Below are 13848 nucleotides of genomic sequence, written 5' to 3' on the forward strand. Positions count from 1 at the left end.
AGAGTCAAGTCATGCCTGCAAAATCCGAACACGCCGACATCGAGGACGTGGAACCGCTGGCCGACAGCACCGCGCGCCAGGCCCGGCGAGTGGTAGCCGCCTACGCCGAGGACGCCGACGAGTGTCGGGTGTTCCTGTCCATGCTGGGAATCGGGCCCGCGACACCCGACAAGAACGGGGCGTAGATGCCGGAGTCGGGGGGCCCGGCCGCGCCGCATGAGCCCGGCGGTTCAGCGAGGCTCGACGGAGGAGAGCCGAAGCTGGGACCGCCGCATGAACCCGGCGGTTCAGCGAGGCTCGACGGAACAGCCGATGCACCCGGCGAGTCCGATTTCGTCGTAGTGGCCAACCGGCTGCCGATCGACATCGAGGTGCTCCCGGACGGTACGACGGCGTGGAAGCGCAGCCCCGGCGGATTGGTCACCGCGCTCGAGCCGCTGCTGCGTAAGCGCCGCGGCGCCTGGGTCGGCTGGCCCGGCAGCCTGGAGGCGCCCGACGGGCCGATCGACATCGAGGACCTGCGGCTGCATCCGGTGCCGCTGGACACCACCGATATCGCCGAGTACTACGAGGGCTTCTCCAACGCCACCCTGTGGCCGCTGTATCACGACGTGATCGTCAAGCCGATCTATCACCGGCAGTGGTGGGACCGCTACGTCGACGTCAACCGCCGTTTCGCCGAGGCCACGTCGCGAGCGGCCGCGCCGGGCGCCACGGTGTGGGTGCAGGACTATCAGCTGCAGCTGGTGCCCAAGATGCTGCGGGATCTGCGGCCCGACCTGACCATCGGCTTCTTCCTGCACATCCCGTTCCCGCCGGTGGAGCTGTTCATGCAGCTGCCGTGGCGCGCCGAGATCGTCGACGGCCTGCTCGGCGCCGACCTGGTCGGCTTTCACCTGGCCGGCGGCGCCCAGAACTTCTTGTACTTAGCCCGCAATCTAGCCGGGGCCGTCACCTCGCGAGGGTCGGTCGGGGTGCGCAGCCGATTCGGCGAGGTGCGGCTGACCGACCGCACGGTACGCGTCGGGGCCTTCCCCATCTCGATCGACTCCGGCGAACTCGATCGCAAGGCACGCGAGCGCGGAATCCGGCGGCGGGCCAAGGAGATTCGCGCCGAACTGGGCCATCCGCGCAAGATCCTGCTCGGCGTGGACCGCCTGGACTACACCAAGGGCATCGACGTCCGGCTCAAGGCGTTCAATGAGCTGCTGGCCGAGGGACGCGCCAAGCGCGACGACACCGTGCTGGTGCAGCTGGCGACTCCGAGCCGGGAGCGGGTGGAGAGCTACCAGATCCTGCGCGACGACATCGAACGCCAAGTCGGCCACATCAACGGCGAGTACAGCGAGGTCGGTCACCCGGTGGTGCACTATCTGCACCGCCCGGTCCCCCGCGACGAACTGATCGCATTCTTCGTGGCCAGCGACGTCATGCTGGTGACCCCGCTGCGCGACGGGATGAATCTGGTCGCCAAGGAGTACGTGGCCTGCCGCAGCGACCTGGGCGGCGCCTTGGTCCTGAGCGAATTCACCGGTGCCGCGGCGGAATTGCGGCAGGCTTACCTGGTCAATCCACACGACCTCGAGTGCGTCAAGGATGTCATCGAGGCGGCGGTCAACCAGACCCCCGAGGAGGGGCGCCGACGGATGCGGGCACTGCGCCGTCAGGTGCTGGCCCACGACGTGGACCGCTGGGCCCGATCCTTCCTCGGTGCGCTGGCCGACTCCGCGGAGTAACGCGGAGTAGTTCAGCCGACGGCGCCGACCCGTCCCCCGCAAGCGGGTGGTGCCCCCAACGCCCGGCTGGCGCCGCGCTTGCGGTCGACGCTAGCTACACAGATGCTGCGGGTTGTCCTGGCAGTTCAGCGGGTAGTGGATCACCGGGTTCGGCAACGGCGAGACGAACGTCAGGGTGAAGGCGCGCTTCTCCAAACCGGGCTGCAGACCACACACCGCGTTGTGCGAGTGGGTGTAGGTGCCGTTGAGCGAGGTGTCGAACTGGTACATCTCTTCGCTGCCCGCGGTGCTGCCGTCGGAGCACCGGGTACCCGCCAACAGCGGTGTCTTGTACGTCCACTGGCCGTTGGCCAGCCGGTAGGCCCCGGCCTGTCCGGGCGGGCCGTTGCTTTCAACCTGCAGCTTGCAGCCGACCGCCAGGTGCAGTGGCACCCGGCCGTCGCCGACGGTCGGGACGCACAGCGGATAGATCTTCCAGGTCGCGGTCTTGGCACCGTCGTTGTAGGTGTAGATGCCCTCCAGCGTGCCTTCTGGAATCGCATCGTCGTCGGCACCGGCCGGGACTGCGAGTCCGGTGGCCGCCGTCACCGCCGCAGCCAAGGCGACAAGACCACGAACAAGTTTCCCCATGGCGCTCAATCCTTTCAGCTAGATCGGCACGATGTTGCTGATCAGCCACTTGCGGTCGATCTTGCGGAAGTCCACCCGCAGCCGACTGCCCTCGTAGTACTTCTCCTTGGACTTGCCGGTCACGGTGCGGTTGACGAACACCAACACCGAACCCGAAGTCCGGCGCGCAGCCATGGCAGCGACGCCGACGACATCGACCTGGTTCACCAACTGCTTATCGCGCGCCTGCGGGATGATCTCGTTGATGGCACGAGCCTCGAATTCGCGGCGGTAGTCCCCCGTGAACATCGGGTACGTCTCGGTCAGGCTGCGTTCCACGGTCTTGTACTCATACCCAAGCACTTTCGGGATCTCGTCGGCGGTCAGTCTGACCAACTCCGAGCGCGCCGACTGCTCACCATGCGACTCGACCCGGTTCCAGTACAGCTTTCCCGCCGATGCGCCAAGACCCACGAACGCCGCGAGCAACCCCGCCAAGACGGCCAGCAACATCCACTTACGCGTCATCGGCTGCCGTCCGGCCACTTGAGGTCGTAAGCCGTCATGTTGCCCGCGTCGTCTTCATGCACGATCACCCGCAAAGCGTAGGGCTGCGACGGCTTGTTGACGCCATCGACATCGGTGGCGGTAGCCCGCATCGCCACCAACACCGACGCGTTGGCAGCGATGTTGTCGACCCCTTCCAATGCCGCGGCGTTGATGACGGCTTCCGAGCTGTGCTTGGTCTCGCGGAGCAACGCCTTGAGGTTCTCGGCGTTGGCGGCCATCGTGTCGCGCAGCGGTCCGCTGGTGCCCGCCACGAACAGATCTACCTGGTCACTGATGGTGTCGGGCGTATAGGTATACATGTTCAGCACCGTCTGGACCGCGGTGTCGACGAATCGCTGATCCCGCTGTTGCTCTGCGTCGGCATGCCGGTGTTGCACCCCGAGCGCGGCGACCATCAGTCCAAGCAGGACCGACGCCGCGAGTCCGACGGCGCCCGCCAGTTGCGCAGTCTTGCGGGCATTGGGCCGCCGCCGCGGCGGCGGTCCGGCCGGCCGGACCGCACGCACCGCAGCGCGGCTCGGTGCCGGAATCGTTACCGCACTCGGCGTCGTTTCGCCGGCATCACCTGCTGGTCCCGCAGCCCGCGAGGCCCGGCGCCGGACCTTCGCGTCGTCGGGTCCGCTCACGTCTGCCTCGGCGCGAGCATCAGATCAGCCCAGTTCTCGGCGGGCAGCCACTTGTCGGAGCCGGAGACGAACACTCCGCTGTTGCCTGCCGGATCCACGAACTTTCCGGACCGGTCGTAGCTGCTGTAGGCAACACCGTTGGCCTCGGCGGGCAACGGTCCCGGAGCCGGCCCGGGAGCTGCTGCCGGAGCGGGGTCACGGCCGTAGGCGGGCAGGCCACCGTTGCCCCCAGGACCGGTCGGCAGGTTCTGGTCCGGCGGCGCGTAGTACGGCCACGGCGCCGGCGGATTCGGCCCGAGCTCGTTCGGCGGGTACGGCAGCGGGAACGGCGGGTTGGGAGCCGGGCCGGGGCCCGCGGGCACGCCCGGCGGCAGCGCAACGACCGGCGGTCCCGGGTCGTAGTCCGCCGACGGCGGGATGTAGGGGAACTTGTTCATCGGCGTCAGCATCCGCGGATCGGTGATCGGAGTGTCATACGGGACGGGCGGCCCGCGCCACGCGTTGCTGCCGATCGGGACGAAGCCCCGCGGGTCGCGGCAGAGCTGGATGGTGGGCGCCCGCTTGCCGGGATATTCCATGCAGGGGTAGTTGCGGGCACCACGGACCGCGGTCGGATCGTTCTGCGCGGCCTTGCAGTACAGGTCCTTGGGCAGTTCCCGGACGGTTTCGTCGGCCGGTGTGCGCATTTCGGTGAACGGCAGGAAGCCGACCGTGCATGGCGGCGGGTCGTGCATGTCGATCTTGAAGTCCAGCTTCACGCCTTCATCCATCGGCACGCCGCCGGCGACGGTGATCAGTGCCGCCATCAGCGCGGGGAACACCACCAACGCCTGCTCAATGGAGTTACGGTATATGACCCCGACCCGACCGAAGTTGGCGATGCTGGCCGCCAGCGTGGGGAAGGACGCGCGGATTCCGTCAAAAGTGGTGTTGGCCTCGTCGGCGACGCTGGGCAGGGTCTGCAGCACCTCGCGGAGCTGCGGGTCGGCCTTGTGCACCTCGGTGGTGACCGCCGCCAGCGACCGTGCCAGTTTCCTGATGTCGTCACCGCTGCGGATCTGGGCGTCCAAGAAGGGCTCGACTTGGTCGACCAATGCCGAGGTCGCGTCGAAATTGGCGTTGGCCTCGTCGACCAGCTGCCGCGACGAGGCGATCATTCGCGCCAGCTCCTGCCCGGAGCCGTTGAACCCCTCGAACGCGCTGCGCAGCAGATCGCGAAGACGGCTGTTGGCGACGCTGTTGACCAGCGACTGCGCCTGGTCGAGCAGTCCGGCGATGTCCTGACCAATAGCGGTGCGGTCCTGGCCGATGCGCGCGCCGTTGCGCAACGCGCCTGCGGCCGCATCCCCGGCGGGTGGCACGAGGTCGATGTACTGCTCACCGATCGCGGACATGCTCTTGACGGTGGCGGTGACGTTCCCGGGGATCTTGGTACTGCTGTTGAGCCGCATTGCGGCGTCGACGCCGTGGTCGCTGAGTTGAACAGATTCCACCCGGCCCACCGTCACGCCGCGGTAAGTGACATTGGCGCTCTGGTAGATACCGCCGCCACCGATGAAGTCGGCGGTCACCTTGTAGGTGCCGATACCGATCCGGCTCGGCGCGTGCAGGTAGAGGATCGAGATGGCACCGACGGCCAGCACGGTGACCACGGCGAAGATCCCGAGTTGGATTCGAACGAGGCGGGTCAGCATCGCAGGTCATTCCTCATAGTGGGGAGCCGTTCCGGGCGGGATCTTGAACGGGTCGGCGGCCTGTCCGGACAGGTTCGCCATCTCTCCGATCAAGAAATCGGGCGGGTTCAGAACGTCGTGCATGTGCGGCATGTTCGGGTCGAAACCGCCGGTGGTGAACACGGTTTCGCCGAATCGACGCAGTGTCATGTCAAAGGTGACGTAGACGTTGAGGAAGTCGCCACGCACGGCGTTACGCAGATACATCGACGGGAACGGGAACGTCGGGATGAACGGGAACGCCGTCACCAACTCGTTGGCGTTGTCAGCGAACGCCTTGATGACCGGGTACAGGTCCTTGATGTCGGCGGCGAAGTCTTCCTTGGTCTCGCTCATGATCCGCGCTCCGACCACGGCCAGCCGCTGCAGCGCCCCGAACGCGTCGACGATGTTGCTGCGGTTGTCGTTGAGCACCGCCAATGCCGCGGGCATGGTGTCCAGCGCCCGCGCCAGGCTGGGAGCGCTACGGGCCAAGGTCGCCCCGACCCGGTTCAGCCCCTCAGCCGCCGCGACGATGTCGCGTGCCTGGCGGTCCAGCGAGGCGGTCAGTTCGGCCAGCCTCGGCACCAGCTCGGCAAAGGTACCGGCCCGGCCGGCGACCGCGGCGTGGGCCTCTTCGGTGATGTCTTGCACCGCACCGAGATTGCCCTGGTTGACCACCACACCCAACGACGACAGCACCTCTTCGGTGCTGGGGTAGCGCCCGGTCCGGCTGAGCGGAATCTCATCGCCTCGGGCGAGGGTGCCGACCGGAGGTTGGTCGGTCGGCTCGGCCAGCTCGATGTGCTGAGAACCCAGCAGCGAGGTCTGCGCGACGTTCGCGATGGCATTGGCCGGCAGGTGCACATTGCCGTCCAGCGACAGCTTGACCGCGGCGTAGAAGCTGCCGTCGGGCCGTTGCACGGCCCGAATCCCCGACACACTGCCGACCGTGACGTCATCGACCATCACCGGCGAGTTCTGCGGCAGCGTGGTGACGTCCGGCAGTTGCACCGTGATGCTGTAGGAGCCGCGACCATGGCCTGCGGTTCCCGGCATGTTCAGCGAGTTCAGCCCGCCGAACTGACAACCGGACAACACCAACGCCCCGGCACCGAGCACCGCACCGCGGCGGCCGACCCGGTGCAGCGCGCCGCCAAGAGACTTCACGCTCATCCGCCCTCCCGTGGTGCACCGGCACCGGGCTGAGCCGGACCCGTCGGGCCGGGCGCCTTGCCCAGCTGCCCCGGCGCGGGCGGCGGCAGGAACAGGGCCGCGACATCTTCGGTGCTCGGCGGCGTGACACCGGGAGCCGGCAGCCACTTCAGGTACGGCACCGGCGTCTGAGACTTCGCCTCGGTGGCCGGGGTGTCGTAGATGATCTGGCCCTTGTAGGCGGTGATCGAGTTGACCGGGTGGAACAAAAACGGGATAAAGTTCATAGACCAGCGCCGCATGACCGGTCCCATCCGCTCCTTGCAGATCTCCGCCCGCTTGAAGTTGTCGGGCACCGAACCGACGTCGAAGACGCCGCCGCAGATGAACTGCACCGGATTGGCGAAGTCGGGCAGCGACAGGAGCCCGCTCAAGGTCCCCTGCGCAGGATTGTAGATGTTGTAGAAGTTCACCAGGCCGTGCGGGGTGATGTGCAGCGCCTGTTCGAGGTTGTCGCTCTGGTCGGACAGCACCTTGGTGAACTCCGCCAGCTTATTGACCTGGGCGATCAACGCGTCATTGTTGTTGTGCAGGAAACCGCGAACGTCGCGCAGTGCCTGGCTCAGCGTGCCCAGCGTGACATCCAGGTCGACCGAACTCTCGGCCAGCACTGCCGACACCGCCGCGACATGGTCGGTGAACTGCACGATCTGCTCGTTGCTGCCGGAGAGCGCATCGACCAGTACCTGCAGGTTCTTCACGGTGCCGAACAGGTCGGTGCGCGAGTCCCCGAGGCGCCCGGTGATCGCCGACAGTTCACGCAGCGCGTTGCGGAACGAGTCGCCGTTGCCGTCGAAGGTGTCGGCGGCCTGGTTGACGAAGGCGCTCAGTGCCCCGTTGAGCTTGCCCTGCTCGGGTGCCAACTGGGAGCTGAGCTGGGTCAGCTCCTGCTTGACCTCGTCCCATTCGACCGGGACCGCGGTGCGGTCTTCACTCAGTACCGATCCGTCGGCGAGCTTGTCACCTTCGGTGTAGGCCGGGGCCAGCTGAATGACCCGCGCGGAGACGATGTTCGGTGCCATGAGCACCGCATGCACGTCGGCCGGCAGCGGCACATCCTTGCTCACCGACATGGTGATCTTGACGTTCTCGGCACGCGGCTCGATGGACTCGATGCGGCCGACCGGAACCCCGACCACCCGGACGTCGTCACCCGGGTAGAGGCCCACCGCCGAGGCGAAGTAGCCGGTGATGCGGTAGCTGCGCTGCGCGGGCAGCACCACGTATGCCGCGGCGGCCAACAGTACCGCCAGCAGGCCGGCGAGGACGAGGCGTGAAGTTCGGCGTGTCATGGTGACTTCGGCTTAATGATCGTGCGCTCGGAGATCATCCCGCGCAGGTAATCGGCCAAGCTGTCGGGCAGCTTGCCCGGCTGGAAGAACATGTCGACCATGACCTCCGACATCGTGGGCGGCGGTAGGCCGTACAGGTTGATCTGGAAGCCCGGACCCGAGGCCACCACCTCACCGAGTGTGGTGGCGTATCCGGGCAGCCGCTCCAGGGCGCCGGCGATCCGATCCTTGCGCTCGATCACGTTGTCCAGCACCAGGTTCAGCTTCTTCAAGGTCGGACCGATCCCTTTCTCGTTATCGGTCACGACTCCGGAAAGCTGTTGCGACACATCGTCGATGCCGCCGATCAGCGCGCCGAGCGCCTGCCGGCGCTCATCAAGCGCAGCGAAGAGCTGGTTACCGTCGAGCACCAGCCTGTTCACCTGGGCAGCGCGCTGGTTGAGCACACCGGTGACAACCTGGGCGTGCGACAACAACTGGCCCAACGCCTCATCGCGACGGTTGAGGCTGCGCGACAGGGAAGCCACCCCGTCCAGCGCTCCGCGCAGCTGCGGGGTCGCCTCGCGCATGGAGTCGGTGAGCACCTGCAGCGCTTCCTCGAAGCGCGGCTTGTCCAGATCGCGGACGTTGCCGCCGAGGTCCTGCAGTGCGTTGTTGAGGGTGTACGGGGCACGCGTGCGCTCGAGCGGGATCGAGGTCACCGAACCGCCGCCGGCAGGAGTGATCGACAGGGCCTTCTCACCCAGCACGGTGTCGGTGCGGATGGCGGCCAGCGACTGGTCCCCCACCCGGACCTTGCGGTCGACGGTGAAATCCACTTTCGCGCTGGCTCCGGCCAGTCCCACCGATTTGACCTTGCCCACCCGGATACCGGAGACCGTCACGTCGCTACCGGGGATGATGCCGCCGGCGTCGGCGAAGTAGGCGTGGTAGTTCTTGCCCTGGGGCCAGAACGGCAGGCTGGTGTAACCGAAGGACACCAAGACCAGGCATGCCACCAGTGCGATGCCCAACGTACCCGTGCGAACCGGGTTTACGCCGTCAATTTTTGACAGGAGAGCACCTCCCCTTGCTCGTGTCGTTCTGGCCGCCCATGGGCAAGGTGATGTCACTGCCGGCGGGGCCGTTGAGCTTCAGGGCGACGGTGCAGTAGTTGATGTTGAAGAAGGAGCCGTAGGCGCCAAGTGCGTTGAGCCGCAGGTAGTTCTCTTCCAGCGGGTCGATGACGTCGTTCAGCTCCTGCCTGCGCTTGTCCAGCACGGTGGCCAGCGGCCGCGCGTTCTCGAGCACGCCCTGCAGTGGCCGACGGGTGCGGCGCAGCGTGTCGGTGAGGTCGTTCTCCACCGAGGCCAGCGGCCCGATCGCGCCGGCGATCGCATCCTTGCCCAGGGCCAGGCCGGTGATCAGCTGCTGTAGCCGGTCGACGGTGGCGTCGAACTGTTCGCTCTTGTCGTCGACTGTGGTCAGCACCGTGTTCAGGTTGTTGATCACGTCGCCGATGAGCTGGTCGCGGGAGGCCAGCGTGGTGGTGAACGAGCTGGTGCTGGCCAGCATCTGCGACAGCGCACCGCCCTGGCCCTGCAGCAGCTCGATGAGGGCGTTGCTGATCTCGTTGATCTTTCCGCCGTCCAAGCCCTTGAGCAGCGGGCGCATCCCGCCCAACAGTGCATCCAGGTCCAGGGCGGGCTGAGTGTGGTCGCGGGCGATGGTGCCGCCGGGCGGCAGCTTGTGCAGTTCCCCGGCGCCCGAGGCGATCTCGAGATACCGGTCGCCGACCAGGTTTTCGTAGCGGATGAGCGCGCGGGTCGAGTCGTAGATCTGGTAGCGCTTGTCCACGTCGAAGGTGACACTGACGTTGTTGTCCGGCGTCAACTCGACGCGTTTCACCGTACCCACCGGAATACCGGCGATCCTCACGTCCTCGCCGCCTTTGAGCCGGGAAGCGCTGGCGAAATCGGCGTGGTAGGTGTGGTTCGAGGCAAACCGGAATTCGCCGAACACCACCACCAGACCGGCCGATACCAACAGCATGGCGACGGCGAAGATGGTGACCTTGACCAGGGTGCTGCGCGGACTCATCAGTATTCATCCCGTTCCGCGAAGGCGCCGTTGAAGAGGAACTGCGCGGTGGAGGGTGCGTCGAACTGGACCTCGGTGTTGGGCTGGAACGGGATGTAGGCGCTGTCGGTCACCAGGAACGGTGAGCGGAACCAGGAGCCGCCGTACTGCTTGCTGGGGATGTCCGGCAAGCCGCGGCAGTTCGGTCCGCCGGTCGCGTTGGCCACCGGTAGGCTCTCCGGGTAGGTGTAGGCCGGTACGCCCGGGATGAAGCTGGACTGCACATACAAAGCCGGCTTGGTGCCGCCCAGCGACGGACCGAATCGCTCCATGGCATTTTGAATTCCCTTGAACAGGCAGCCGAACTCCGGCGAGTATTCGGCGAGCAGGCTGGTCATGGCGCGGAAGCGCTGGATCCCGGCGATGAAGTCGTCGGCGGCCGGGGCGAAGGTGTCGTAGCCGTTGTTGGCCAGCCCGGTGGTCGCCAGCAATGCCTTGTTCAGGTTCTCCCGCTGATCGACCAGGGTCTTACTGATCGCCGGGACGTTGTCGATGGTCGTCGCCAGGTCCGGGGCGGCATCTCCGTAGATGTTGCCGACGACCGCGGTCTTGGCGAAGCCCGACTGCAACTGGGGCAGTTTCGGATTGAACTTTCCGAGGTAGCTGTTCAGCCCGGAGAGCAGCCCGCCCAGGTTGTCACCGTTGCCCCGCAGGCCCTCGGCCAGCGCGCTGACCGACCCGTTGAGCTGAACCGGGTCGATCTTGTCCAGCACGTCGGTCAGCTTCTGGAACAGGGTGTTGACTTCCAGCTGCACGTCGGATGCCTGCACGTTCGCGCCGTTGCGCAGCGTCGCACCCGAGGGCACCGGCGGCGGAACGAACTCCACCGACTTGGCCCCGAAGATGGTGTTGCCGGCGATATGCACCGCCGCGTTCGACGGGATCTGGCGCATCGCGGAGCTGTCGATGGCCAGGAACAGCTTGGCCTGGTCGCCGGAGTACTTGATCGACTTGACCTTGCCGACCTGAATACCGCGGTACTTGACCTTGGCGTCCTGTTCCATCACCAGGCCGGCGCGCGGCGAGGTGACGGTGACCTTATCGGTGGAGCTGAACACCGACACATACGACAGGTAGGTGAAGACGGTGGCGGCAAGCAGGATCGCACCAAGGACTGCCGCGGCAATCCGCACCTGGGTACGCCTCGAACCCGTTTGCACGTCCACTTCCTTGCTATCCCGAGAGGTTGAAGTTGCCGGACCCGCCGTAGACGGCGAGTGAAACGAACAGCGTAATGACTACGACCACAACCAGCGACGTGCGGACGGCCTGACCGACCGCGATGCCGACCCCGACGGGACCGCCGGCAGCGTTGAAGCCGTAGTTGGTGTGCACCAGCATCACCGCGACCGACATGATGATCGCTTGCAGGAAGGACCACAGTAGATCTGTGGGGATCAGGAACGTGTCGAAGTAGTGGTCGTAGAGGCCCGGTGACTGCGAGTTGATGAACACCGTGGTGGACCGGGCAGCGAAGAACGCGGCCAGCACTGACAGGGAATACAGCGGGATGATCGCGATCAGGCCGGCCACCAGTCGAGTGGACACCAAATACGACACCGCATGGACGGCCATCGATTCGACGGCATCGATCTCCTCGGCCACGCGCATGGCGCCGAGCTGGGCGGTGGTGCCGGCTCCGATGGTGGCGGCCAGGGCGATCCCGGCAACCACGGGTGCCACGATTCGCACGTTAAGGAAAGCGGACAGGAAGCCGGTCAACGCCTCGATTCCAATGTTGCCCAGCGAGGAGAAGCCCTGGACCGCGATCACGCCACCGGAGGCCAGGGTGAGGAAGGTGGCCACGCCGACCGTGCCGCCGATGATGGCCAGCGCGCCGGTGCCCATGGTGATTTCGGCGATCAGCCGGACGGTTTCCTTGCGGTATCGGGTCAGCGCGTTGGGGACGTAGCGGATCGATTCGGCGTAGAACAGGGCCTGCTCACCGAAGTTGTCGACAGCCTTGGGCACCCCGCGGAATATCCGCCGGAACCGCAACGTGGCGTCGTAGCTCATTTGACCAACACCCGGACGCTGATCGCGGTCATGACGACGTTGATGACGAACAGACAAATAAAGGCGTAGACGACGGTCTCGTTGACCGCGTTGCCCACGCCCTGGGGGCCGCCCTTGGCGGTCAGTCCGCGGTAACACCCGATCAGGCCGGCCGCCGTGCCGAACAGCAGCGCCTTGATCTCGGCCATCACCAGCTCGCCGAGCCCGGTGAGGACGGTGAGCCCGTTGATGAAGGCCCCTGGGTTGACACCCTGCAGAAAGACTGAGAACACATAGCCGCCGACCAGGCCGATCGCACACACCAGGCCGTTGAGCAGCAACGCGACGAACGTCGACGCCAGGGCTCGCGGCACCACCAGGCGCTGAATCGGGTCGATGCCGAGCACCCGCATCGCGTCGATCTCTTCGCGGATGGTTCGGGCGCCCAGGTCTGCGCAGATGGCGGTCGCGCCTGCGCCGGCGACCACGAGCACGGTCACCACCGGGCCCAGCTGGGTGATGGTGCCGAACGCGGTTCCGGCGCCGGACAGGTCGGCAGCACCGATCTCGCGCAACAGGATATTGAGGGTGAACGCCACCAGCACGGTGAACGGGATCGCGACCAACACCGTTGGCAGCAGCGACACCCGGGCGATCATCCAGGTCTGGTCGAGGAATTCGCGGTACTGGAACGGCCGGCGGAACATCGCCCGGAACGTCTCCAGGGACATCTCTACGAAACCGCCCACGGCCCGAGCCGGAACCGTGAGTTGTTCGATCAAGACGCGTCCTTCCCTCAGGTCGAGCTAGCAGGGGCATCGGTGGTCGCAAAACTGTATCCGGCAACCTCGCGCGAACGGCGTCATCCGTGCAATTCAGACGCCGCCCCACGTGAGCCGGATCATATTAACTAGAACACGTTCTCAGTGTCAAAGAACACGTTTCAGCGAGATTCCTGAGATATCCGCCCTGGTCACAACACATTGTGACCTACGCCTCGCTGTAACGCGTTCTAATTTTGTTCTAATCGCCGGACATCAGTTCGGACGCGGAGAAAGTCCGGGCCGGGTCCCGGCCGGCGAAGTAATTCGCCAGCGTGTCCGACAGCCCGGCCGGGTCCCAAGCCTGCCCATCGGCGCTGAACTTACGTTCCACCGTCGGCGCGGCCATCAGGGTTACCTCAGGTCCGTAGACCACGAAAACCTGACCGCTGACAGCAGCCGAGGCCGGGGATGCCAAGAACCGGACCAACGTCACCACGTGCTCGGGCGACAGCGGGTCGATCTCGCCCTCACCGACCTTGGCCTCACCGAACACATCGGCGGTCATCGCGGTGCGGGCCCGCGGGCAGATGGCATTGGCGGACACGCCGTAGCGGCTCAGCGCCCGGCTGGCCGACAGCGTCAGCGCGGTGATTCCCGCCTTGGCCGCTCCATAGTTGGCCTGTCCGACCGGGCCCATCAGGCCGGCCTCCGACGAGGTGTTGATGATGCGGCCGTACACGGCGTTTTCGCCGCCCTCTGTGCCACTCTTGGCCTTCTGCCGCCAGTAAGCGGCCGCGTTGCGGGTCAACAGGAAGTGTCCACGAAGGTGGACCGCGATCACGGCGTCGAAGTCGTCGTCGGACATGTTGAACAACATCCGGTCGCGGGTGATCCCGGCATTGTTGACGACGATGTTCAGCCCGCCCAGGCCGTCGGCGGTGCTGACGAGTTCGTCGGCGGTGGACCGCTGACTGATGTCGCCGGCCGCCGGCACACCCTTGCCGCCGGCCGCGGCGATCTCGTCGATGACGTCGGAGGACTCCAGCGCCGGCGCGATGTCGTTGACGACCACCGTCGCCCCGGAGCGGGCCAACCCGATCGCCTCTGCTCGGCCCAGGCCGGCGGCCGCGCCGGTCACCACTGCGACCTTGCCGGTCAGGTCGATCGTGTTGTCAGTCATTTACGCCGCTCCTTATGCATCACCGGCGCAC

General features: G+C 66.2%; 14 protein-coding genes. 2 read left to right on the forward strand and 12 right to left on the reverse strand.

Translation table 11 applies throughout. The annotated features are described in order from the left end of the window. The first annotated feature begins 11 nt into the window (after positions 1 to 11). The gene (locus tag MJO54_RS20480; RefSeq protein WP_109403096.1) at positions 12 to 185 is read left to right on the forward strand and encodes a hypothetical protein; all 174 of its coding nucleotides are present in this window, start codon (positions 12 to 14) and stop codon (positions 183 to 185) included. Continuing rightward, positions 186 to 1736: an alpha,alpha-trehalose-phosphate synthase (UDP-forming) gene (locus MJO54_RS20485; protein WP_239652112.1), complete on the forward strand. Its 1551-nt coding sequence runs from the start codon at positions 186 to 188 to the stop codon at positions 1734 to 1736. It abuts the gene before it with no gap. Positions 1737 to 1826: 90 nt separating this feature from the next. On the opposite strand, the gene MJO54_RS20490 is transcribed toward MJO54_RS20485, so the two are convergent. The 12 genes from MJO54_RS20490 to MJO54_RS20545 form a co-directional block, all read right to left on the reverse strand. After that, on the reverse strand, positions 1827 to 2366 hold the full coding sequence (locus MJO54_RS20490) for a hypothetical protein (protein WP_240175389.1): 540 nt from the start codon (positions 2364 to 2366) through the stop codon (positions 1827 to 1829). Positions 2367 to 2384: 18 nt separating this feature from the next. Beyond that, positions 2385 to 2873 carry a mammalian cell entry protein gene (locus MJO54_RS20495; protein ID WP_240175390.1) on the reverse strand — a complete coding sequence of 163 codons (489 nt, stop codon included), beginning with the start codon at positions 2871 to 2873 and terminating at the stop codon, positions 2385 to 2387. Beyond that, positions 2870 to 3541, reverse strand: a complete 672-nt coding sequence (locus MJO54_RS20500; protein ID WP_240175391.1) for an Rv1363c family protein — start codon at positions 3539 to 3541, stop codon at positions 2870 to 2872. Before MJO54_RS20500 ends, MJO54_RS20495 begins: the two co-directional genes overlap by 4 nt. Continuing rightward, positions 3538 to 5235 carry an MCE family protein gene (locus MJO54_RS20505; protein WP_240175392.1) on the reverse strand — a complete coding sequence of 566 codons (1698 nt, stop codon included), beginning with the start codon at positions 5233 to 5235 and terminating at the stop codon, positions 3538 to 3540. The genes MJO54_RS20500 and MJO54_RS20505 overlap by 4 nt, the downstream gene beginning before the upstream one ends. Positions 5236 to 5241: 6 nt before the next feature. Continuing rightward, entirely contained in the window at positions 5242 to 6429 is a 1188-nt protein-coding gene (locus MJO54_RS20510) for an MCE family protein (protein WP_047320551.1), read from the reverse strand. Then, a complete protein-coding gene (locus MJO54_RS20515; protein ID WP_047320552.1) occupies positions 6426 to 7760 on the reverse strand; it encodes an MCE family protein in 1335 nt (444 codons plus the stop codon). The genes MJO54_RS20510 and MJO54_RS20515 overlap by 4 nt, the downstream gene beginning before the upstream one ends. Continuing rightward, positions 7757 to 8815, reverse strand: a complete 1059-nt coding sequence (locus tag MJO54_RS20520; RefSeq protein WP_047320620.1) for a virulence factor Mce family protein — start codon at positions 8813 to 8815, stop codon at positions 7757 to 7759. Before MJO54_RS20520 ends, MJO54_RS20515 begins: the two co-directional genes overlap by 4 nt. Then, positions 8802 to 9839: an MCE family protein gene (locus tag MJO54_RS20525; RefSeq protein ID WP_047320553.1), complete on the reverse strand. Its 1038-nt coding sequence runs from the start codon at positions 9837 to 9839 to the stop codon at positions 8802 to 8804. Before MJO54_RS20525 ends, MJO54_RS20520 begins: the two co-directional genes overlap by 14 nt. After that, positions 9839 to 11011, reverse strand: coding sequence for an MCE family protein (locus tag MJO54_RS20530; protein ID WP_275564473.1), 1173 nt, complete (start codon positions 11009 to 11011; stop codon positions 9839 to 9841). Before MJO54_RS20530 ends, MJO54_RS20525 begins: the two co-directional genes overlap by 1 nt. A 40-nt stretch (positions 11012 to 11051) precedes the next feature. Next, positions 11052 to 11894, reverse strand: a complete 843-nt coding sequence (locus tag MJO54_RS20535; protein ID WP_240175394.1) for an MlaE family ABC transporter permease — start codon at positions 11892 to 11894, stop codon at positions 11052 to 11054. Then, complete coding sequence (locus MJO54_RS20540; protein ID WP_046286802.1) at positions 11891 to 12655, reverse strand: MlaE family ABC transporter permease; 765 nt, start codon at positions 12653 to 12655, stop codon at positions 11891 to 11893. Before MJO54_RS20540 ends, MJO54_RS20535 begins: the two co-directional genes overlap by 4 nt. Positions 12656 to 12896: 241 nt before the next feature. Continuing rightward, positions 12897 to 13817 carry a 3-oxoacyl-ACP reductase gene (locus tag MJO54_RS20545; RefSeq protein WP_085264624.1) on the reverse strand — a complete coding sequence of 307 codons (921 nt, stop codon included), beginning with the start codon at positions 13815 to 13817 and terminating at the stop codon, positions 12897 to 12899. Between the last annotated feature and the right edge of the window lie 31 nt (positions 13818 to 13848).

The organism is Mycolicibacter virginiensis, from assembly GCF_022374935.2.
In the GTDB taxonomy this organism is placed as follows: domain Bacteria; phylum Actinomycetota; class Actinomycetes; order Mycobacteriales; family Mycobacteriaceae; genus Mycobacterium; species Mycobacterium virginiense.

What these genes read in the sequence shown, in the direction of transcription:
- MJO54_RS20495 (WP_240175390.1), bottom strand. Translation starts at nt 2,873, where the DNA reads ATGACGCGTAAGTGGATGTTGCTGGCCGTCTTGGCGGGGTTGCTCGCG.
- MJO54_RS20535 (WP_240175394.1), bottom strand. Translation starts at nt 11,894, where the DNA reads ATGAGCTACGACGCCACGTTGCGGTTCCGGCGGATATTCCGCGGGGTG.
- MJO54_RS20490 (WP_240175389.1), bottom strand. Translation starts at nt 2,366, where the DNA reads ATGGGGAAACTTGTTCGTGGTCTTGTCGCCTTGGCTGCGGCGGTGACG.
- MJO54_RS20480 (WP_109403096.1), top strand. Translation starts at nt 12, where the DNA reads ATGCCTGCAAAATCCGAACACGCCGACATCGAGGACGTGGAACCGCTG.
- MJO54_RS20525 (WP_047320553.1), bottom strand. Translation starts at nt 9,839, where the DNA reads ATGAGTCCGCGCAGCACCCTGGTCAAGGTCACCATCTTCGCCGTCGCC.
- MJO54_RS20485 (WP_239652112.1), top strand. Translation starts at nt 186, where the DNA reads ATGCCGGAGTCGGGGGGCCCGGCCGCGCCGCATGAGCCCGGCGGTTCA.
- MJO54_RS20505 (WP_240175392.1), bottom strand. Translation starts at nt 5,235, where the DNA reads ATGCTGACCCGCCTCGTTCGAATCCAACTCGGGATCTTCGCCGTGGTC.
- MJO54_RS20545 (WP_085264624.1), bottom strand. Translation starts at nt 13,817, where the DNA reads ATGACTGACAACACGATCGACCTGACCGGCAAGGTCGCAGTGGTGACC.
- MJO54_RS20510 (WP_047320551.1), bottom strand. Translation starts at nt 6,429, where the DNA reads ATGAGCGTGAAGTCTCTTGGCGGCGCGCTGCACCGGGTCGGCCGCCGC.
- MJO54_RS20515 (WP_047320552.1), bottom strand. Translation starts at nt 7,760, where the DNA reads ATGACACGCCGAACTTCACGCCTCGTCCTCGCCGGCCTGCTGGCGGTA.